The organism is Acinetobacter lwoffii, assembly GCF_024129355.1.
Classification (GTDB): domain Bacteria; phylum Pseudomonadota; class Gammaproteobacteria; order Pseudomonadales; family Moraxellaceae; genus Acinetobacter; species Acinetobacter lwoffii_I.
In genome coordinates this window covers 19178-40773 of the sequence record NZ_JAMXXP010000020.1, presented here as the reverse complement: position 1 = coordinate 40773, position 21596 = coordinate 19178, and the positions used below count along the sequence as shown (strand labels likewise).

20 protein-coding genes are annotated in these 21596 nt (G+C 42.7%); 6 read left to right on the top strand and 14 right to left on the bottom strand.

The genetic code is table 11. From position 1 onward, the window contains the following. Positions 1-13 precede the first annotated feature (13 nt). The 9 genes from atpD to NI468_RS10465 form a co-directional block, all read right to left on the bottom strand. Positions 14-1408, bottom strand: a complete 1395-nt coding sequence (gene atpD, locus NI468_RS10505; protein WP_004644863.1) for a F0F1 ATP synthase subunit beta — start codon at positions 1406-1408, stop codon at positions 14-16. Positions 1409-1434: 26 nt separating this feature from the next. Continuing rightward, positions 1435-2304 (bottom strand): F0F1 ATP synthase subunit gamma, encoded by an 870-nt coding sequence (atpG, locus tag NI468_RS10500; RefSeq protein WP_004644862.1) that lies wholly within the window; start codon positions 2302-2304, stop codon positions 1435-1437. A gap of 88 nt (positions 2305-2392) precedes the next feature. Further along, the gene (atpA, locus tag NI468_RS10495) at positions 2393-3937 is read right to left on the bottom strand and encodes a F0F1 ATP synthase subunit alpha (RefSeq protein WP_004644861.1); all 1545 of its coding nucleotides are present in this window, start codon (positions 3935-3937) and stop codon (positions 2393-2395) included. Positions 3938-3982: 45 nt separating this feature from the next. Further along, positions 3983-4519 carry a F0F1 ATP synthase subunit delta gene (locus tag NI468_RS10490; protein WP_004644860.1) on the bottom strand — a complete coding sequence of 179 codons (537 nt, stop codon included), beginning with the start codon at positions 4517-4519 and terminating at the stop codon, positions 3983-3985. 12 nt (positions 4520-4531) lie between these two features. Next, positions 4532-5002, bottom strand: a complete 471-nt coding sequence (locus NI468_RS10485) for a F0F1 ATP synthase subunit B (RefSeq protein WP_004280990.1) — start codon at positions 5000-5002, stop codon at positions 4532-4534. Between the two features lie 39 nt (positions 5003-5041). Then, a complete protein-coding gene (gene atpE, locus NI468_RS10480; protein ID WP_000424060.1) occupies positions 5042-5287 on the bottom strand; it encodes a F0F1 ATP synthase subunit C in 246 nt (81 codons plus the stop codon). An 85-nt stretch (positions 5288-5372) separates the two neighbouring features. Next, the gene (gene atpB / locus NI468_RS10475) at positions 5373-6248 is read right to left on the bottom strand and encodes a F0F1 ATP synthase subunit A (RefSeq protein ID WP_004644859.1); all 876 of its coding nucleotides are present in this window, start codon (positions 6246-6248) and stop codon (positions 5373-5375) included. A gap of 110 nt (positions 6249-6358) precedes the next feature. Further along, complete coding sequence (locus NI468_RS10470; RefSeq protein ID WP_004280982.1) at positions 6359-6751, bottom strand: ATP synthase subunit I; 393 nt, start codon at positions 6749-6751, stop codon at positions 6359-6361. A gap of 174 nt (positions 6752-6925) precedes the next feature. Then, the gene (locus NI468_RS10465; RefSeq protein ID WP_114542152.1) at positions 6926-7762 is read right to left on the bottom strand and encodes a metal ABC transporter solute-binding protein, Zn/Mn family; all 837 of its coding nucleotides are present in this window, start codon (positions 7760-7762) and stop codon (positions 6926-6928) included. Between the two features lie 146 nt (positions 7763-7908). Between NI468_RS10465 and NI468_RS10460 the strand changes: the two genes are divergently transcribed. The 3 genes from NI468_RS10460 to znuB are packed head-to-tail and all read left to right on the top strand — an operon-like array spanning position 7909 to position 9974. Beyond that, on the top strand, positions 7909-8406 hold the full coding sequence (locus NI468_RS10460; RefSeq protein ID WP_004280980.1) for a transcriptional repressor: 498 nt from the start codon (positions 7909-7911) through the stop codon (positions 8404-8406). Continuing rightward, positions 8388-9170: a zinc ABC transporter ATP-binding protein ZnuC gene (gene znuC, locus NI468_RS10455; RefSeq protein ID WP_005105130.1), complete on the top strand. Its 783-nt coding sequence runs from the start codon at positions 8388-8390 to the stop codon at positions 9168-9170. The genes NI468_RS10460 and znuC overlap by 19 nt, the downstream gene beginning before the upstream one ends. A 3-nt stretch (positions 9171-9173) precedes the next feature. Beyond that, on the top strand, positions 9174-9974 hold the full coding sequence (gene znuB / locus NI468_RS10450; RefSeq protein WP_253101733.1) for a zinc ABC transporter permease subunit ZnuB: 801 nt from the start codon (positions 9174-9176) through the stop codon (positions 9972-9974). Positions 9975-10048: 74 nt separating this feature from the next. Here the strand turns inward: znuB and NI468_RS10445 are convergent, their stop codons facing one another. Next, positions 10049-10669, bottom strand: a complete 621-nt coding sequence (locus tag NI468_RS10445) for a LysE family transporter (RefSeq protein WP_148334832.1) — start codon at positions 10667-10669, stop codon at positions 10049-10051. Positions 10670-10829: 160 nt separating this feature from the next. Here NI468_RS10445 and NI468_RS10440 point away from each other — a divergent pair, with 160 nt between their 5' ends. Beyond that, entirely contained in the window at positions 10830-11750 is a 921-nt protein-coding gene (locus tag NI468_RS10440; protein ID WP_253101730.1) for a Dyp-type peroxidase, read from the top strand. Between the two features lie 43 nt (positions 11751-11793). On the opposite strand, the gene NI468_RS10435 is transcribed toward NI468_RS10440, so the two are convergent. Genes NI468_RS10435 through NI468_RS10425 form a run of 3 tightly spaced genes read right to left on the bottom strand, consistent with a single transcriptional unit; the run spans position 11794 to position 17679 of the window. Further along, positions 11794-12666, bottom strand: coding sequence for a hypothetical protein (locus tag NI468_RS10435; protein ID WP_253101728.1), 873 nt, complete (start codon positions 12664-12666; stop codon positions 11794-11796). A gap of 9 nt (positions 12667-12675) precedes the next feature. Continuing rightward, a complete protein-coding gene (locus NI468_RS10430; protein WP_174894092.1) occupies positions 12676-14862 on the bottom strand; it encodes a LysM peptidoglycan-binding domain-containing protein in 2187 nt (728 codons plus the stop codon). A 15-nt stretch (positions 14863-14877) separates the two neighbouring features. Beyond that, positions 14878-17679 carry a type VI secretion system Vgr family protein gene (locus tag NI468_RS10425; RefSeq protein ID WP_174894091.1) on the bottom strand — a complete coding sequence of 934 codons (2802 nt, stop codon included), beginning with the start codon at positions 17677-17679 and terminating at the stop codon, positions 14878-14880. A 246-nt stretch (positions 17680-17925) separates the two neighbouring features. Here NI468_RS10425 and NI468_RS10420 point away from each other — a divergent pair, with 246 nt between their 5' ends. Continuing rightward, positions 17926-19080 carry a methionine aminotransferase gene (locus tag NI468_RS10420; protein ID WP_034435675.1) on the top strand — a complete coding sequence of 385 codons (1155 nt, stop codon included), beginning with the start codon at positions 17926-17928 and terminating at the stop codon, positions 19078-19080. A 128-nt stretch (positions 19081-19208) separates the two neighbouring features. After that, entirely contained in the window at positions 19209-20573 is a 1365-nt protein-coding gene (locus NI468_RS10415) for an MATE family efflux transporter (RefSeq protein ID WP_253101725.1), read from the top strand. Between the two features lie 116 nt (positions 20574-20689). Here NI468_RS10415 and NI468_RS10410 read toward each other — a convergent pair whose 3' ends face one another. Next, positions 20690-21538, bottom strand: coding sequence for an SDR family NAD(P)-dependent oxidoreductase (locus NI468_RS10410; RefSeq protein ID WP_253101722.1), 849 nt, complete (start codon positions 21536-21538; stop codon positions 20690-20692). Positions 21539-21596: the final 58 nt, after the last annotated feature.

Below are 21596 nucleotides of genomic sequence, written 5' to 3'. Positions count from 1 at the left end.
TTAGAGTAGCTAATTAAAGTTTCTCGGCTTTAGCAATAACTTCGTCAATACCACCAACCATGTAGAACGCTTGTTCTGGGATGTGATCGTATTCACCAGCTAGAAGACCTTTAAAGCCACGAATCGTTTCTTTAAGAGATACTAATTTACCAGGAGCACCAGTAAATACTTCAGCTACGTGGAACGGTTGAGAAAAGAAACGCTGGATTTTACGCGCACGGTAAACAACCAGTTTATCTTCTTCAGCAAGCTCGTCCATACCAAGAATCGCGATGATGTCTTTAAGCTCTTTATAACGTTGCAATACGTTCTGTACAGAACGTGCAATTTCATAATGCTCTTGACCAACAACTAACGGATCTAACTGGCGTGAAGTTGAGTCTAGTGGATCGATCGCTGGGTAAATACCAGAAGATGCGATGTCACGGCTCAATACAACAGTTGCGTCCAAGTGAGCAAACGTTGTAGCAGGCGATGGATCTGTCAAGTCATCGGCAGGTACGTATACCGCTTGGATTGACGTAATAGAACCAGACTTAGTCGATGTAATACGTTCTTGAAGAACACCCATCTCTTCTGCAAGTGTAGGCTGGTAACCTACTGCAGATGGCATACGACCTAGAAGTGCTGATACTTCAGTACCCGCTAGTGTATAACGATAGATGTTATCTACGAACAATAGTACGTCACGGCCTTTACCGTTTTCGTCTTTCTCATCACGGAAATATTCAGCCATGGTCAAACCAGTCAACGCTACGCGTAAACGGTTACCTGGTGGCTCGTTCATCTGACCGTAGACCATTGCTACTTTGTCTAGAACGTTAGAATCTTTCATTTCGTGATAGAAGTCGTTACCTTCACGAGTACGCTCACCAACACCAGCAAACACAGATAAACCTGAGTGAGCTTTCGCGATGTTGTTGATCAACTCCATCATGTTTACAGTTTTACCAACACCGGCACCACCGAACAGACCAACTTTACCACCTTTCGCAAACGGGCAAAGTAAGTCAATGACTTTAATACCAGTTTCTAAAAGGTCAGTAGAAGCCGCTTGTTCTGCATAAGAAGGCGCTTGACGGTGAATTGGTAAACGCGCTTCAGTCGCAACAGGACCAGCTTCGTCGATCGGGCGACCAAGAACGTCCATGATACGGCCTAGAGTCGCTGTACCTACTGGTACAGAAATCGGCGCGTTAGTGTTAGTTACGTTCAAACCACGCTTAAGGCCTTCAGTAGAACCCATTGCAATAGTACGAACTACGCCATCACCAAGCTGTTGCTGAACTTCTAAAGTAGTTTCAGTACCATCTACTTGGAGAGCGTCATAGATCTTAGGAACGCTGTTGCGTTCAAACTCGACGTCGATAACCGCGCCGATGATCTGAATGATACGACCGCTATTCATTGCTGTCTCCTCAATTCAAAATAATGTTAAACGGCAGCGGCACCACCAACGATCTCAGAAATTTCCTGAGTAATCGCGGCTTGACGCAGCTTGTTATAAATAAGTTGCAGGCTCTTAATGATCTCGCCTGCGTTGTCTGTCGCTGCTTTCATAGCGACCATACGTGCAGACTGCTCACATGCGATGTTTTCAATCACACCTTGATACACCACAGACTCGATATAGCGAACCAACAAGCCATTTAAAAGCTCTTCAGCTTCAGGCTCGTAGATGTAATCCCAACCGTATTGACGGTTCAGATTCTTGTCTTCTTCAGCAGCAGCCAAAGGAACAAGTTGTTCGATCTTTTGATTTTGAGTCATGGCATTGACAAAGCCGTTTGACACTAGATAAATACGATCTAACTCGCCTTTATCATAAGCGTCCAACATCACCTGTACAGAACCAGATAACTGCTCAAGACTTGGGGCATCACCGACTTGCGTCGTCGCACCAAGCACTTTACCGCCGTAGTTTTTAAAAAACGAAACCGCTTTTTGACCAATTAAAGCAAATTGAACTTCAATTGACTGCTCTTGTTGCTGTTGAACGTGTTTAACCACTTTCTTGAACAGGTTAATGTTCAAACCACCAGCAAGGCCACGATCTGAAGACACAATGATATAGCCAACGCGCTTAACCGGGCGTTCAACCATATAACGGTGTTTGTATTCAGGATTCGCTTGGACCAAATGAGCAATTACACGGTGCATATTTTCGGCATACGGACGGCCTTGAGCCATACGCTCTTGCGCACGACGCATCTTAGAAGCTGCTACCATTTGCATCGCTCGAGTAATCTTCTGCGTGCTCTTGATACTAGCTACTTTGGCGCGAATTTCTTTTAAATTTGCCATACGCTTAACCTAGTATTCGAAAGCCCTTGCGAGCTTCCGAAGGTTGATTCCGTGAACCAAACCAACACTAATCTAGCAAGTTGCTAAATTAGTAAGTTTGAGTCGCTTTAAAGCTTTCAATACCTGCTTTGATTGCAGCTTCAATGTCTTTGTTGTAATCACCAGAGGCATCGATTTGTTGCATTAACGCAGCATGTTCTGAACGGAAGTAAGAAATTAACGCAGCATCAAAGTCTACGATTTTCTTAACGTCTACGTCAGCCATGTAGCCTTCGTTAGATGCATAAATTGAAACAGCTTGGTCAGCAATTGAGTAAGGAGCATATTGTTTTTGCTTCATTAACTCAGTTACACGTTGACCATGTTCAAGTTGCTTACGAGTTGCTTCGTCAAGATCAGAAGCGAACTGAGCAAATGCTGCCAATTCACGGTATTGCGCCAAAGCAGTACGGATACCACCAGACAATTTCTTGATGATCTTGGTTTGCGCTGAACCACCAACACGAGATACAGAGATACCCGCGTTCACAGCAGGACGAATACCTGCGTTGAATAATGATGTTTCAAGGAAGATCTGACCATCAGTAATCGAAATTACGTTGGTTGGTACGAATGCAGATACGTCACCCGCTTGAGTTTCAATAATCGGCAATGCAGTTAATGAACCAGTTTGGCCTTTAACTTCACCGTTAGTGAATTTCTCAACGTAGTCAGCAGATACACGAGAAGCACGTTCAAGTAGACGCGAGTGTAGATAGAACACGTCACCTGGATACGCTTCACGACCTGGTGGACGGCGTAAAAGCAATGAAATTTGACGGTAAGCAACAGCTTGCTTAGACAAGTCATCATAAATGATTAACGCATCTTCACCGCGGTCACGGAAGTATTCGCCCATTGTACAGCCAGAGTACGGAGCTAGATACAGCATTGCTGCTGGATCAGCTGCAGCTGCTGCTACAACAGTTGTATACGCCATAGCGCCAGTTTCTTCTAGCTTGCGTACCACGTTAGCGATAGTCGATTGTTTTTGACCGATTGCTACGTATACACATTTAATGCCAGAGTTTTTCTGAGCGATGATCGCGTCGATCGCCATTGCTGTTTTACCAGTTTGACGGTCACCAATGATCAACTCACGTTGACCACGGCCTACAGGGATCATTGTATCTACTGATTTATAACCAGTTTGTACAGGTTGATCCACTGATTGACGCCAAATTACGCCTGGTGCTACTTTTTCAACAGCATCAGTTAATTTTGCATCAATAGGGCCTTTACCATCAATCGGGTTACCCAAAGCATCTACTACACGGCCTAAAAGTTCTGGACCAACCGGAACTTCTAATACACGACCTGTGCAACGCGCTTTTTGACCTTCTTGAAGGCTTAAGTAGTTACCTAAAACAACGACGCCCACTGAATCCTGTTCTAGGTTCAGTGCCATACCGTAAAGGCCGCCGTCGAATTCGATCATTTCACCGTACATAGCGTCAGCTAAGCCGTGAATACGCACAATACCGTCGGAAACCATAACAATGGTTCCTTCGTTCTTAGCGGTTGCGCTGGTGTCCAGATCGCCGATACGCTGTTTAATGAGCGCACTGATCTCGGATGGATTCAGTTGTTGCATTGCGCTATACCTCAATCTTTTTAAAGTTCAGTCTTCTAAATGCAATTAAGCAAGAAGACGAGTACGCATTTTTTCAAGCTTGTTAAGCGCAGAATCATCTATCACTTGGTCGCCTGCACGAATAACTACACCAGCAATCAGCGCTGGGTTAACTTCTACAGAAACATTTACCGCCGCTTCGAATTTTTTCTCTAATGCGTGAGTAAGAAGTTGTTCCTGTACAGAAGTCAATGGGAATGCTGATTCAATCACAACATCCACAGTATTGTTATTCTGTGATTTAAGCTGCTCATATTCTGCTGCAATCTCAGGAAGAAGAACCAAACGGTTATTCTCTGCAAGCAATGTCAGGAAGTTAGACACTGCTGCAGTTTGGTCTTCACCTAAAACTTTCGCAAAAAGAGCCACCTGCTCAGCAGGTGTAAGCTCAGGGCGATTTAGATAAGCTGAAAATGCTTCGTCTTGCACCGCAGCACTGAGCAATTCAAGTGCTGTTGACCAAGAGTCAGTTGCACTTTGCTCAGAAGCGTAAGCAAATGCTGCTTTAGCGTATGGGCGTGCCAACGTCAAGAGTTCAGCCATAATCCGCCTCTCTTAAAGTTTAGCAGCCAGCTGAGTCAGCATGGCATTGTGAGCTTCTGCATCAACTTGCTGGCTAAGAATTTTCTCAGCACCAGTTACTGCAAGAGCAGCCACTTGTTGACGCAATTCTTCGCGAGCAGCATTGATTTCAGTATCAACAGCTTCTTTAGCCTGTTGACGAATACGCTCACCTTCAGCCGCAGCTTGGGTACGCGCTTCTTCGATCAATTGTGCACCACGACGGTTCGCTTGTTCGATCAATTGAGCCGCTTGTGCTTTTGCCGCGTCTAACTCAGCTTTCACTTGTGCTTGCGCATCTGCAAGGTCAGCCTTCGCTTTTTCAGCAGCATTTAAGCCATCAGCGATTTTACGCTGACGTTCACTAATCGCATTGATTAGTGGTGGCCATACAAACTTCATGCAGAATGCGACAAAAATCGCAAACGCAATCGCTTGGCCAAACAATGTGAGGTTGATATTCATTGCAAATTCCTCAAATAGTGAATTTCGGAATTAAGCTGATTAACCTACAAATGGATTAGCGAAGATGAAGAACAAGCCAATACCAACACCGATCATAGGCACAGCATCAAGAAGACCCGCGATTAAGAACATACGAGTTTGAAGTTGTGGAGCCAATTCTGGTTGACGAGCTACAGCTTCAAGGAAACGGCCGCCTAGAAGACCAAAACCAATCGCAGTACCTAAAGCACCGAAAGCGATCAAGATAGCAGATGCAATTGCAACTAGACCTAAAGTGAGTTCCATGATAATTCCTCAGAGGTTAGGTTTTATACCAAATTAAGTTAAAAAATTGTGTGCCCAACCATCCGTTGACAGTTAGGCAATACCATTAATGCTTTTCGCTTGCCATACTCATGTACACGATAGTCAACATCATGAAAATGAATGCTTGTAGCGTAATAATCAAAATGTGGAAAATCGCCCAAGGCACAGACAACGCCCACTGGATCCAGAACGGTAATAACGCGATAAGAATGAAGATTAACTCACCCGCATACATGTTACCGAACAGTCGTAGAGCCAATGAAACTGGTCGCGCCAAGAAAGTAGTCAATTCCAACAATAAGTTGAATGGAATTAAAAGCACTTTAGCAACTGGATTACTTGGGTTAAATGGGTTCAGTGCTAACTCACCAACGAAGCCGCCAACACCTTTCTCACGAATACTATAGAAAATAATTAAGAAGAATACAGAAATAGACATACCGAGGGTAATGTTTGGATCTGTAGTCGGAACAATTTTAAAGTAAACCTGATGAGGGTCTACACCCAGCATAGAAGCAATCGCGTGTTGAGCTACATAAGGAATAAAGTCAACAGGGATCAAATCCATCAAGTTCATGAGGAAAATCCACACGAAAATGGTTAATGCTAAGGGTGCAATTAATCGAGACTTCCCGTGGAAGGTATCACGTACACTTGAATCTACAAACTCGATAATCATTTCAATTGCAGACTGGAACTTGGTAGGAACACCAGCATTAGCCGCTTTCGCAACCAACCAGAACAACAAACAGAAAATCAGACCCAGTCCGATAGACCAACCCATTGAATCCAAGTGAATAGCAGTGAACCCCATCTGTTGAGCTTCAGCACCGCTCTCGGCCAATTTCCACGTACCGTCCGGCATTTTGCCATAGGTCATGTTGGTCAAGTGATGCTTGATATACTCGGTCGAAGTAAGGGCATGTTCTTCAGCAGCCATAAATCACACCTGGTCAATGTCAAAAAACTAATAGAACAAACGAATATCGCGTGCTGCTTGATATCTCGCCTGCTCCTGAAAAACTTTTCAATTTCTTGTTGTGCTTATACTCATTTTTGTAGACGTGACGCCCAAAACGGAGCGACCCACGACATGGCTTGAACAAGTATAAAACCACAAAACAACGCCACCGCTGACAACGGTTTAACATTGCTTAAAATTAAAATGAAACCAACAATCACAATGGCAAACTTTCCCATCAAGCCTTTATACATGTTCGAAAGAACTTGTTTAGACGCGCGGGCTCCTGCTGCTCGAAACGATTGCCACGAAAAATAACAAGTCGCGAGCCAACATACCAGTGCACCTAATGCTGCACTCAAGGCTGCGGTTGAGTCTTTCACGACCCAGCCGATCAAGGCTGAAACAGGGATCATACAGGCTTGCAAGAGGACCAAAGCTTTCGCTAATCGTCGGTCAATCAAGCGACTAGTTCGGCTCATTATTTATTCACTCACAGCAATCATGCTTGACAAGTTTAACAGGTGATTATTTTTAATCGCAGGCATTATAGAGTTACACCCCTGAACATGCAATCTTTTCCCGACCTTAGTCGTGTTTTTTTAAATCGGGTCACTGCTGTTAAACTAATCAAAATCTGTCTATTTTTTAAATCATTAGCGTGCATTTAGTACACATTTCTGGGTTTCTGTGGCCAATTGCTGCCAAGCCTGCACAAAGTCCCCTGCCCCGCTCATGCTTTCATCGACATGCTGGAACAGTACCGGATTGAGTTTGCGGTACTGGTTTTCACTGGCATGACCTTCGGCCAGCAGGCACATTTTGCGTTGTGGACGATGATCCTGTAAAAACTTGATTTGCGCCACGGTTGGCGAAACATGCGGATCATCGGTCAGCGCACCCATGAATTTTAAATTGAGTGGGCGTTCCAGATACTGATAGGCATCGTGATAAGACCAATAGGGTTTGGCTTTGTTGCTTGAACTATAACGCTGGGCCGTAGCAAACATGTTTTGTGCAAAGTCACGGGCATTTTTCCAGTAGCGTTCACGATGCTCCGGCAGTTGCTGCGAACGTAGCGCCGCAATAAAGAAACCTATCCGTACCGCATTATTCGGATCGAGCCAGACATGCGTGTCTACCGTATTTTTTAAGGCCTCGCCACGCGGATTACGCATCGGCAAGGTAGTCAAAATTCCGGAGTCTAAAAGTGCGATACCTTTATTACTTTCATTCAGCACTTTGGCCAAGGGTGCTTCATGCGCCTGACCCAGCCAGATCACCAGACCTGCATTCTGAATAGTTTTTCGATGCGCCGGAGTCAGACTCACATCATGTCCACTTTGGTTGGCCAGCAATAAAGTCGGCTGTTCCACCCCCTGGGTAATTTTCTTGGCAATCAGATGGATCGGCTGCGTAGACACCACCAGACTTTGTGACCAACTGAGTGTACTGAACAATGCGAGCAGACTGATTGCAAGAAGACGGAACATGAGTAGAAATCACTTAAAAACGATAAAATCAGGAAGTGTTATAATATAACAAAAATACAAAAATACCTATGCCCAATCGAAACTCAGAACGCTTCATGTTAAGATTTGAAATCTATTAATTTTCAGTTTCGCACTTGAGGTGAACTATGGGTTCCTGTTCGCACGAACACCACAACGCATTGCACGGCGTGCACGACCATCCCAATGTCGCACAACGTCTTGCTGAAGCGGAAAGTCTTTGTGCAGCAAGCGGCGCACGCCTTACACCTTTACGTAAAGAAGTGCTGGAACTCATTCTGAATGCGCATGGCCCGATGGGCGCCTATGATCTGCTGGCACAAATGAAAAATGCCAGTGATCGTCCTGCAGCACCACCAACGGTGTATCGCACTCTGGATTTTTTATTAAGCAAAGGGCTGATTCATCGCCTGACCTCGATCAATGCCTATATCCCCTGTTGCCATCCGCGCGAAGGGCATCAGGCGGCTTTTTTAATCTGTACCGAATGTAAAGCCGTGAAAGAAGCGTCGGCTCAGGGCCTGCTCGATCAGCTTGATGCACTGGCCAGCTCGGACGACTTCACGGCACATCACAGCATTATCGAAATTTCAGGAATTTGTCAGCAGTGCCGCAACAAAGCTTAAGTGCCTCTCCCTTGATTCAGCTTTCCAAGATCTGGGTCAAAATCGATGAGCGCGATATCTTAAAAGCCATTGATTTCTCGTTACAAGAGAAAGAAATTGTCACACTGATTGGTCCCAATGGTGCTGGTAAATCGACCTTGATTAAAGTCATGCTGGGCATACTGAAACCACAATCGGGTGAAATCAAAACTGCGCGCAAACTCAAATTTTCCTATGTGCCGCAAAAATTCAATCCCTCACATAGCTTACCGCTACGGGTAAAAGATTTATTAGCACTAGAAAAGTGCCCGTCCCAGATTAAAACCGAAATTATCCGGGATACCGGCATTAGTAAACTGCAAGATTCTAAAGTTCAGCAGTTGTCTGGTGGCGAACGTCAGCGGGTGCTACTGGCCCGTGCCTTATTACGTCAGCCGGACATTTTAGTTCTCGATGAACCGATGCAGGGTCTAGACATCCAGTCCGAAGCTGAACTGTATGAATATGTGCGTAACTTACCGGAAAAATATGGGTGTGCCGTACTGATGGTTTCACATGACCTGCAATGGGTGATGCAAGGTACGACTCGTGTGGTCTGCTTGAACAAGCATATCTGCTGTAGTGGGCTGCCGGAAAGCGTGCAGCAACATCCCGAATATCAGGCGATTTTTGGTACTAACCGGGTATTCTATCAGCATCATCATGATCATTGCGCACACGGCGATTCTGCCACCCCCTGTCAGCATGATTCACGCCCTCATATTCACCCCGAGCCGGAAGCTTAAACCATGATGGATTGGTTACAACTCCTTTTACCTGCATGGATCATGGGAACGCTATTGGTATTTCTGACTGCACCGCTGGGCTGTCTCATGCTCTGGCGGCGTATGTCATTTTTTGCTGACACTATGGCACACGGTACTTTACTCGGTGTTGCCATTGCTGGGGCTTTAAGTTTACCGCTGTGGATGGGTGTAACTTTTATTGCCTTATTATTGGTAGGGATTTTGTGGGTACTGCATGATCCGCGCCTGCCCAATGATGCCCTGCTTGCCCTGTGCTCAGCCACTTTACTTTGCTCCGGCTTGTTATTCATTCAGCATATACCAAGCTTAAGACCTGAATTGCTCAGCTATTTATTTGGCGATCTGCTGACCATTTCCTGGACAGACTTGCCGACCTTTGCCATCGTGATCATTCTGGCTTTGGCTGTGCTGTATAAAAGCTGGCAAGCGCAGATTCAAATCGCGATTGATCCGGATATGGCAGTCAGTGAAGGAGTAAATGCCAAATGGCAGCGTCTGATCTTTATGTTATTGCTGGCATTATTTACCGTACTGGCACTAAAAGCAGTCGGTTCATTGTTGATGGGTGCTTTACTGGTGATTCCTGCGCTAACGGCACGATTACTGGCACATTCACCGAAACAGATGGTGATTTGGGCATTTGTGATTGCGCAAATTGGGGTGACCGTAGGCCTGTGGTCGAGTGCCGGTCTCAATACTTCGACAGGTTTAACTATTGTACTGACCATGGCGGTGCTATTTGCACTGTTCTTCTGCGTGCAGAAGTTTAAAAAGCTGGCTTAATATTTCTGTTAAATCATGATGATTTTCTAATGATCTATTCCGCCTCTCTCCTTTAAGGAGAGAGCAAACACTCTTTATTGATGCACCAAACTCAATAAAAATGCAGCGCCTGCAAATAAACCGGCAAAAGTCCGGTTCATGACTTTTTGTTGTTTCGATGATTTTAGTAGCCTTAAAACTTTAGCAGCCAATCCGGTATAACCCGCCATCACAATCAGATCAATCGTGACCATTGTCGCAGCCATAATCAAATACTGAATCCATTGTGGCTTAGACAAATCCAGAAATTGCGGCAAGACGGCCAGTAAAAATACGATGGCTTTAGGATTAGTGATATTAACCAAGAAACCATGCAGTACCAGTTTCCCTCTCGATTTTCGCGCCAATTCATGTTTAATTTCGATAGATTGTACAGGTGCTTTCCATTGCAAAATAGCCAAATACAATAAATAGCCGACACCAAACCATTTCACCACTAAAAATGCCCATGGGGTTGTCGCAAACAAAACTCCCACGCCTGCCGCAACCACTGCAATCTGTACCAATAATGCCAGTTGCAGGCCCAGCGCATTCCAGTAACCATGCCGAAAACCATAATTCAGTCCACTCGACATGGAAGCAATCGCTCCTGCGCCCGGAGACACACTAATCACCCAGCAGGCCAGCATATAGGCAAACCACATTTGATAGGACATAAACATTTCACTCAGCAAAACTCACCCAATATTATATGAATTTTCCAATAAAATCAGGCTAAAAACCTGCTTAAATATAAGGCACTGTACTATTCACTCTGTCTAGCTTCAGGCACAATATGTACATTAAAAACAGGATCTATCCTTACAGGAGCCATGAATGACAGCCCAATCGGTAATCTTGCCACTTCCTTCAGATCATGCTCGCTTTATTGTGTTACGTCTTAAAGATTTGAGTATTGAAAAATTAAAAGAACAACTCGAACATCTTTTTACTTCTCGTGATCGCCTGATCACGCAACATCCTCAAGCCCAAATTAAAACAGCGGTGGCCTTTGGTCATGAACTCTGGTCAACCCTATATTCGCAAAGTCCGGCAGGATTTAAACAGCTTGAACCTATTCATGGTTCATTTGAAATGCCGGCTGTTCCAGCAGATATGTTAATTCATATTGCCAGTGCTCGGGCTGATATCTGCTTTGCACTTAGTCAGGCTTTTTTTGAAGGCATTCAGGACCAGGTTCAAGTGCTGGATGAGCGAGTTTGCTTCCGATATTTTGATGGTCGTGACATTACTGGCTTTATTGATGGAACTGAAAATCCGCAATTCCCGGATGATCGTGCTGAAGTCGCATTATTAGGTGAAGATTCAGGTATTTTCCAAGATGGTTCATTTATTTTTGCCCAGCGTTACGCGCATAACCTGGAAAAATGGAAAAAGCTAAAAGTTGATACTCAGGAACAGGTCATGGGTCGCACCAAGCTTGAGTCTATTGAATTGGATGATGAAGTCAAACCTGAAAATGCGCATGTGGCACGTACTGTAGTGGAAGATGAAGAAGGTGAAGAAATGGAAATCCTGCGTCATTCTCTACCTTATGGTGACGGACGTGGTGACCAAGGGCTATTCTTTATTGCCTACACCAAAGACCTTACGATTATTGATGCTATGTTAGAACGTATGTTCGGTACCTCTGGCGATGGGATTCATGACCGTCTGCTGCATTTCGTAACACCTCTGGATGGTGCCTATTACTTTTCGCCGAGTGAGGAGCTGCTGGAAGAGGTTTTGGAAGGGTAAAAGAAAAAAGCCGGTGGAAGCCGGCTTTTTAAATTAATTATTCTTAGAATGAGAATTCTTTTTTATTATTTCCTTCAAAATATTTTATGTTTAAATTACCATCAATATTTACATTTTTTCCTGCATAAATATATTTTTCTGAAATTAAATTAAAATTTTTAACTTTCATAATCCTTAAATTAGCTCCCTCTTCATCAAAAAACGGAGATACTATTAAAAAGAAATCTTTTTCCCCTTTCAGAAAAACACTCATTCCATCTTGAGGGTTAATAAAATTATACTTATTTAATATTTTTTGCAAAGATATTAATCTCAAGTTATTACATTGATTTAATTTAATATTATTTATACACTTAAAATGAATATCAGATGAATAGGGCAACTTAGAAAATTCTTCAATACCATTTAATCTTAAGCCCTCTATTTTATTTACACGTCCTTTTTCAAACTTATAACATTCATTTTCAATATTAATATTATTATTTTCTAAAAAGTAGGTAGTCCCTGATAAACAAACTTTATTATCTTTTTTATTATATTTTATAATAGCAGGATCATCATTAATTTCCCTTAAATTACCATCGACAAAATTACCTACCATCTGAGGCACAGGAATTACTTTTTTTTCTAGAGGATCTAATATAACTATCAGCTTAACAACTCTACTTTCACCTTTACCTGTACTTCTATTATGATTTAAAATTAATAATATTTTATCATTTGAAAAATTAGGAAAATCTTTAATATGTTGATTATAGATTTCAATCTTGTTTCTAGAACAAAAATCAACAACTTCACTTTCAAAATAACATCTTGATACATTATTTGATGTTATTAATATATTTTCTTTTGGGTATGTACAACTTGAAAATAATAAACCATTAAAAAACAATGATAAAATTAATTTGGATTTCATATTTAAAACCTATTTATTTGAATGATAAGCATGAATTTTTTCAAATATAACTTTAACTTTTTCGGTAGAATGTTTATTTGCTTTATTCGTTTTAGATTCATGATAACCGATACTACCATCAGAAATAATTCCATATTTATTCTTTTCTCCCTTCGGTAAAGCAATTGAAGCCCACTCTTTCGAAGCATCAACCATGGCCTGCTCTACAGTTTTATCACCTTTAATAATCAAGCTGTAGATAGATGAACGACCTCTTAATAAATGCTCCTTAAAGACTCTTTCTTGCATAGCAGGATCATATAATTCATTACCACTCAAATTTAGTCTCGCTTTAGCTGCTGCTAAAGTAGAAGGAATTGTTTGATATTTTCCAGTGGCAAATCTTCTTCTATTGTCATCCCATCTATATTTTTTCGCAGCGTCTAAAATTTCATCAATAGTTTTTTCAGTGATTGTACCTGGCAAGTCATTCATTTTTCCGTATTTAACTCTTTTTCCTTCTGGAGCTCCTGCATTCCAAGCTTCATAGCTACCTTCACCACTAGCAATCGCATCACCTAATTCTTTTACCAGAGCCTCAATAGTTTGATCTGTTATTTTAGAAATAGTAGAAGTATTTACGATTATTCCTGCACAATTTAAAATAGAATTCATATTTAGTGATTTAATAATCTCAACTACCGGATTTCCATTGAGATCTTTAATTTCTTTTTTGAAGTATTCATCATTAAAGTAAATATTTGAGAATCTTGTCACATCAAAATGAACCCAGGTAGTTGCTCCATTTGCTCCACTCTTAAATTTTTTTGGTTCTAAATATATTTTATCAGAAGCCCTTTCTTCACTTGCTCTCATTTTTATAGTCATAATTTTTTTTCTAATAAACTCTATATCTTCTATAGCCTTAGTCCTCTTCCCATTTTTATTAATATGTATATCTAATGCTAAACCCATATGATTTACTGTAGTTCTGCCTTTTTTCTTATTATCATTTATACATCTATAACCAGATTCTATATAAGCCACTTCAAGACCTTTATATTTAAATTCATTTTTTAAATAAAAATTTAATGCTTTTAATATCCATATTAAAGATCTATGCAATCCTGGATATTCATTAGCAGTATTCAAACCAGATTTAATACCTCTTCTATTATTACCATAACCTGAACACTGACCACAGGGACAACTAGCTTTAGTCATAAAATTTGCAATTCCATATTCATCACGGAACTTATCTAAAGCTGCTAAAAAAATTCCGCATATTTTTCCAGTTTCAGGAACCCCCATATAATCCCGTTGAAATTGCTTTATACATTCCGCTGTTAAAGGAGTAAATTCATCTGTAGGTAATGCGCCACCAAAGCCTGCTAGCCTGATATTAACCTCTCTAATAAGTTCACTTTTGCCTTGAGATATACATTGAGGATTAGTTTTACATAAATTGGAAGTATCAGTTTTCGGTGTTCCGCCATCCTGACTGCGATCCTCTTTCATATCAATTTTTATTGCATCCGATAAAGCTTTCTTACCTTCTTCATACCATTCATTAAGCTGCTCTAATGCTTTCTTCTCATACTCTTCAACTGTATTCACAATTCCTTTATCAGCCTGTTTAGTCTCTTTTTTACTTTTCTCTGATGATTGAGACTTATTATTTTGAGAAGCATTTTTTTGAGGGTTTGGCTTTCTATCAATACTTGTATTATTTCCTGTAGCAGGCATATTAATTGGAAGTTTAATTACTTGTCCTATGCTGATTTTATTGACATCTTTTATCCCATTCAGCCTTTCGAGCACTCGGATTGTGGTGTGATACTGTTGTGCAATAGATGATAAAGTTTCACCTTTTTTAACCTTATGTGTTTTACGTTTATAACTTCCTTTATTTTCATTATTTTCTAATGTTTTTAAATCCAAGAGAATTTTAGGACTTATAACCGTAACCAGCATACGGTCTTTCGCCATTATGAAAGTCTGAACTTTTTTCATACCTCCACCTAAAAGGCTTTTGACATATATATCTAAAACCGTTCCTTTGTCTCTTTGAATTTCATAAAGGCACCCCTTGGAATTGGTAGAACCCCGTACTACATGTTGACCTGTCTTACTATTTTTGACTTCATATTGAACTTTAGGAATTGGATTTCCTAACAAATCTAGAATTTGTACTGTTGCTAAAGACTTATTTGTCATTTTTATTTTTATCTCCTATTTATTATTCTGCTCAATCAGGTCATCAACATCATAACCTTGGACACTTAATCCCCATTCATCATTGAGCCCTACCAAAATTTCTACTTTAGAGGAATCAGCTGTAGTAATTTTTCCAGTACGACCGTGCGCATCAAGCTGACCTGAAATATACGAATTAGTATCAGGAATAAAAGCTTTATAATTTATTGAACTGAAATCGGACTGCCAAAATAGATCATATATATCCAGCCTATTGCTATATAAAGCATTATTCGGAAGCTGAGGTATTTCATAAGAGACTTTAGCCCCTCCCATAAAATTATGTTGCCCCGCCTTACACTCAAATTTTCCGCCAGTCGTGACAAATACCCCGCCACTATTTACCTTAATTTGAGACCCTCCAGCGGTCAGTACAATCTCCTTCGGACTAGTGATTTCGATTTTGTCTTCAGTCGAAATAAGCTTGATTACCTTGCGGGCAATCGCTTCAATTGCATCATCTTGGGCTTGTATTTCAATTTTGCCTTGAGCTGCATAGACACTTACGCCTTCTTGAGCAGCGAACAAACTGATCCGGTCCTGTGCATGAGCAACTAAAGATTTCTGTGTGGAAAAATGAATATTGTCCCCGGCACTCTGATTGATTTGCTGATCAGCGGATAAATGGATATTTTCCTTTGTGCTCAGTGCAATCGATTGGGGTGCCGTTAACAGCATCACCGCCTGTTTAAATGCAGTAGCTTTGCCCCGGTCTTCAGCTTCAATCTGATTCAGAAACTGTTTTAAACTATCAAAAAATTCCAATGGATCAGCCTGCTGTTTTTCTGCAATATCACTCAAGGCTTTACTATGATTGAGATTCGATTCAAGCTGTTCTTTGGCTGGGTCAGCCTCTAGGTGATTGCCTGCTGCTGAATCTTGTCGATAAGTGGAAATCAGCAAGCCGTTTCCTGCTCGTAGGGCACCCCACTGGTCTGTCCTTAGTTCAAAACCTTCACCTCGACCTTCACTGCTTTCACTTTCTTTGGGGTGACTTAGATTTCCCAGATTGAGCTGACTGGCTGCATGACTACTTTGCAGCTGTACACTGATCTGTTCAGGGGTATCATCAAAACGAAGCTGGTTAAAACCTTCGCCATCGACCTCCTGAGAACGGATACCACTAAGTTTTTTGGTCGCAGGAAGTTCTCCTTTTGCATCAAACATGGTCGGATGCCGTTCTGCTTCATGAATCCGTCCCACCACAAAGGGCCGGTCGATATCACCTTCAAAGAAGTCAATCACTACAATTTCGCCAATTCGCGGATGCAACCTGATGCCATAACCCTCACCCGCCCAAGGGGTCAAAACATCCACCCAAGCAGAATCGCTATCATTGTCATTGCTACCTGCGCCGCCATCATGCTGATGATCCTCACTCCGGGTAAACAGAAAACGAACTTTCACCCGCCCCCATGCATCGACATGAATCGTTTCACCTTCAGGTCCGACCACTCGAGCCCGTTGCGGATATGCAGCAGGCCGATGAATGAAGGGGTGGTACTCAGGAACAACCTGGATTTCACGGCGCACCATCTGTAGTTCATTGGCCTGTCGTTCCTCCTGTGTCATCTGCCAGCCGCTCTTCTCAAGCAAACTGTCCAGCTGAGATAAGATATCTTTGGGTAAATTGTTCTGGTTATAAAACCGCTTAGCTAAAATCAGAAATTCACGTTGATGGGCAGGATGCTGATCAATTTCAGGATGCTGTTGCAGTTCAAACCAGTATCCAACCTGAGCATCTCGTACGCTGCTACTGGCTTTAAAATATTTAGACTGCAAAGCATGATAGTCAGTGAGCTGCTGATTGAGTCGATCCAGTTGGGCTATACCAGATGCTGTCACCTGATCCTCATGATTTAAGTCGCCGGTCCAAGCCGGACTGATGTTCCACGCATCTTCAAGCTGAAGAGTGGCATTTGCATGGATATCACTTTGCTGATGATTACTGAATAAAGGCTGGCTTTGATCCTGGGCAAGTTGCTGGGCATGCCAACGCTGGGTCTGGGTACTATTCGGATTGAGCTGACGTACCGCAATCAGACTGTTCAGTGTGTCGAGCTGTTCGGTGGCATGACTGCGATGAAACCGGATGGAGCGGCGTTTTAAAGCTGAAAAATATTGGGAATGATCTATCAGTTTTAAAAGCTGAGCTTGAATCTCGCTGGCTGATACAGGCACGGTTAATTGCTTTTCATCGATCAGCCAGTTAATTCCTTCGCTACGCCATAAACGGGTCAGAAAATCATAATCCGATTCATTCGACTGCATCACAAAAGGCCGGACATCATAGTCCCGGCTGAGTCCTGTCAAATCCAGGCTGAGACTGGCCGCGAATAATACACTTCTGTTTTGCCATTCACTGAACAGGATTTCACTGATCTCGCGCACCGTCTTGTTCATAAAAACCCGACTGTTACGGCGCTTCTGCCAGAGTGCAGTCGCGTCATTTAGCGTCAGTTTATACAGGGTCAAAGCTCCATCATTCTGTCCTTGACTGGCTGCAGTAATAATGCCCGTAGTCCGGAAAAGTTCACCCCGGTCTGTGACCTGATCAATGGCCACCCGACAGCCGATAAACTGTTTCAAGGCAATATGAGCATGAGTGGAAAGACAGATCAGTTCAGCCTGCAGGCCTTGATTGATCTGATGCTGACCCTCAATACGCTGAATCAAAACCTGATGATTTAAAGGAGGATGTGAAAACTGTAAATGTAGCGCACGATGCTGTCGCTTAAGCCCGAGCTGCTCCACCAGCATATGGATAGGTTTTGGCATTTTATAGTTATAATTTTAAGCTTTATTATTGTGCGGCAGATTTTAGGAAAAGTTATCCATTTCGTCCAGTTCACGATGCATTTCACATAATTAGGCCTTTAATTTATGGCCCTTCAATTAAAAATCTTAAATTGCATGTGGTACATCTTAATTAAAAATATTGCTCAATATTCCCTATTTTTCCGATTATCCTATACGGAACTTGCTGCTACACTCATTCAGATCTCATTCTTCAAGGCCAAGGACATGCTGGAACTCCCTTCTAAATTACCCGATTTGGGCGTGACCATTTTTAGTACCATGTCGGCCTTGGCACAAAAACTCGGAGCCTTGAATCTTTCTCAAGGATTTCCAGACTTTGCAGCGCCTCCTGCCTTGATTGAAGCTTTAAACCGGGCTAGCCAGAATGGATTTAACCAGTACGCTCCGGGAGATGGTCTGCCAGTCTTGCGAGGTCTAGTGGCAGATCTCTATCAGCAGCGTGATCAACTGATGATTGATCCTTTCGAGGAAATCACGATTACGCCTGGGGCCACGATTGCGATTTTTTGTGCCATTCAGGCCACAGTGCGCGCCGGTGAAGAAGTCATTATTTTCGATCCCAGCTACGACAGTTATGGCCCTGCGGTACAACTGGTCGGGGCAAAGCCAGTGCATATTGCTTTGCAGCATCCTGATTTTTCTGTGGACTGGAATCAGGTCAAAGATACCATTAATGACCGTACCCGCATGATTGTGGTAAATACTCCACATAATCCGAGTGGTAGTGTCTGGTCCAAGGCAGACTGGCAGCAACTGATCGAGCTGATTCGCGAGCGCAATATTGTGGTGCTGTCCGATGAAGTCTACGAACATCTGGTTTTTGACGGCGTTCAGCACTATTCGGCCTGGTCATTTCCAGAACTTCGTGAGCGGAGTTTTGTGATTGGTTCTTTTGGTAAAACCTTCCATGTCACTGGCTGGAAAACCGGATTTTGTATTGCTGCACCCGCACTGATGAAAATGTTCAGACAGATTTATCAGTTTGCCAGTTTCTGTGGTGTGACGCCCGTTCAGGTTGCCTTGGCGGAATATATGCAACTGCATCCTGAGCATATACCTGAACTGTCCTCTTTCTATCAAAACAAACGGGATTTATTTAACTCATCCATTGAAACGTCACGCTTTAAATGGACACCTTCTCAAGGGACTTATTTCCAGAACTTAGATTATTCAGAGATTCGGCCTGAGCTCGATGATTTATCCATGTGCCATTTTCTGGCAGAACAACATGGGATTGTCGCGATTCCAGTCTCTGCGTTCTACCAGCATCCTCCTACAGATTTACGCTTGCTCAGGTTTTGCTTTGCAAAAAAAGAACAAACCTTGATCCAGGCAGGTCAAATTCTTTCAAAGGTTTAACTCATTTTTTAACTAAAAATCTCATAAAATAAATGCCTTAGTTACTTAAAAGCTAAGGCTTTTTTTTACATTCTGCCGAATAATAGCTGCATCAACAAATAGATGATAATTCAATCACAGGATGTCGCATGGCACAGCACTCACTGATTCATCAACAGAATTTATGGAAAGCCTTTCTGGTATTTCTGTTGCCATTAATTGCGACCAATATCCTGCAAAGTCTCTCCGGCACGATCAATACGGTTTTTGTGGGACAAATGCTCGGAGTGAATGCGATTGCTGCTGTTGCCGTTTTTTTCCCGATCCTGTTTTGTCTGATGGCCTTTGTGATTGGTTTATCGGCCGGCTCTACCGTATTGATTGGCCAGGCTTGGGGCGGGAAAAATATAGAAAAAGTGCGCTGTGTGGTCGGTTCAACTTTATTTATGACTTTAATTGGCGGAAGTTTGATTGCACTTTTTGGGGTAATTTTTGCTGAAAATATTCTCTTGGCGCTTGGCACAGATCCGGATGTGATGCATTTATCCTTGCCCTATGTGCAATGGATGCTAGCGGGTAGTCCCTTAATCTTTATCTATATTATTTATACTTCCATCTTGCGCGGCGTTGGCGACAGCACCACACCCCTGTTCGCTTCCGCACTTACCATTGGGGTGGGTTTGGTGGTGACACCGGTCCTGATTGCCGGTTATTTTGGCTTTCCTAAAATGGGTATTATCTCGCCGGCGATTGCCACCATTCTGGGAAATCTGGCAGTCCTGTTGTTTTTAATCCTGTATTTGAATTATAGGCAACATCCGCTCAGACTGGACTGGGCCTTATTAAAAAATATTCGTCATCAACCACAGTTAAGCAGAATGATCTTGAAACTGGGGGTTCCTACGGGTGTGCAAATGGTCACCACTTCAGTTGCCGGACTGGTAATTGTCGGACTGGTCAACCGCTATGGTGCAGAAGCAACAGCGGCCTATGGCGCGGTCAATCAGGTCTTAAATTATATTCAATTTCCCGCTTTGTCGATTGCAATTGCCGCATCTGTATTTGGTGCGCAAGCGATTGGCGCAGGTAAATCAGATCTGCTCAATAAAGTTACCCGGACTGCGCTGAGTATGAATATCCTGTTTACCGGCGGTCTGGTTATTCTGGCCTATCTGTTCTCCAAATATCTGATGACGCTGTTTATTACCGATCCTAAGGTTGTAGTACTGGGACAACAACTGCTGTTTATTGTGCTGTGGTCAATTTTGTTTTTTGGCGCCAGTGCCATTTTTGCTTCAATCATGCGCTCGAGTGGTACGGTGACCGTGCCAATGTTGATCAACATTTTTGCCATTCTCTGTATTGAAGTTCCCGCCGCTTATCTGTTTAGCCGGTGGTGGGGTCTGGAAGGTATCTGGTATGCCTACGCGTTGGCCTTTGTCAGCCTGTGTATTTTGCAGGGAGTGTATTATCAGTTTGTCTGGAAGAAAAAAACGGTTGAAGCGTTGATTTAGATGGAGGTTTTTTACGTGCCTAAAGCATTACAGGAGTTAATACTCTCATTTGCAAAAAATTAGCCCCTATCACAGCGATAAAAAAACCCGCTTTCGCGGGTCTGTTTTGCATTTTTTTAAGCAGACTTTTTCTTCTTTTTACCAAACTGGGTCGCCAGTGCAGTGACATGCTGATAACCGGTCGGCAAGATCCGCTGAATCAGGTCAATTGCTTTGGCATCATTACCGATCAGCAGACGGCGCTTGTCTTTTTGTACCGCCTCCAGAATTTGACGAGCGGCTTCTGCAGGTGGACAACGCAATAATTTATTAAAATTACGGGCTGATTTTTCCGGATTCATACCTAAAGTCAGCAGGCTGTTATTCATTTTTGCAGCATTGGCAATATTGGTACGGATACCGCCCGGATGTACACACAGTGCACTCATCCCACAATTTTCCATATCCAGTTCCTGACGCAGGGATTCAGTAAAACCACGTACCGCAAACTTGGTCGCGTTATAAGCAGACTGGGTCGGTTGAGCAGTCAGACCAAACAGGCTGGAAATATTGATGATATGACCATCGCCGGTTTTCTTGATCAAAGGTAAGAATTCTTTGGTTCCGTAAACTACACCCCAGAAATTGATTCCGACAATCCATTCCAGTTCTTCATAAGATGCCCCTTCAACGGTTGAACCCAATGCAACGCCGGCATTGTTAAAGATCATATTGACACTGCCATGATCCTGTTCGACCTGTGCCGCCCAATTACGCACCTGCTCCAATTCTGCTACGTTTACTTTCTGAATGGTGACACGAACATCACTCTCTTTGAGCAATTCAAGCGTTTGTGCCAGACCTTGTTCATTGATATCACTCAGCGCCAAGTGACAACCCTGCTGGGCCAGTAATATTGCCAGTTGCTGGCCAATACCCGAACCTGCACCGGTAATCGCAGCGACTTTATTTTTAAAATTTTTCATTCAATTTCCTTATGTAAAGAACTGCCATTCCATGACAGCAGGATCTTGTTCTGTTGTT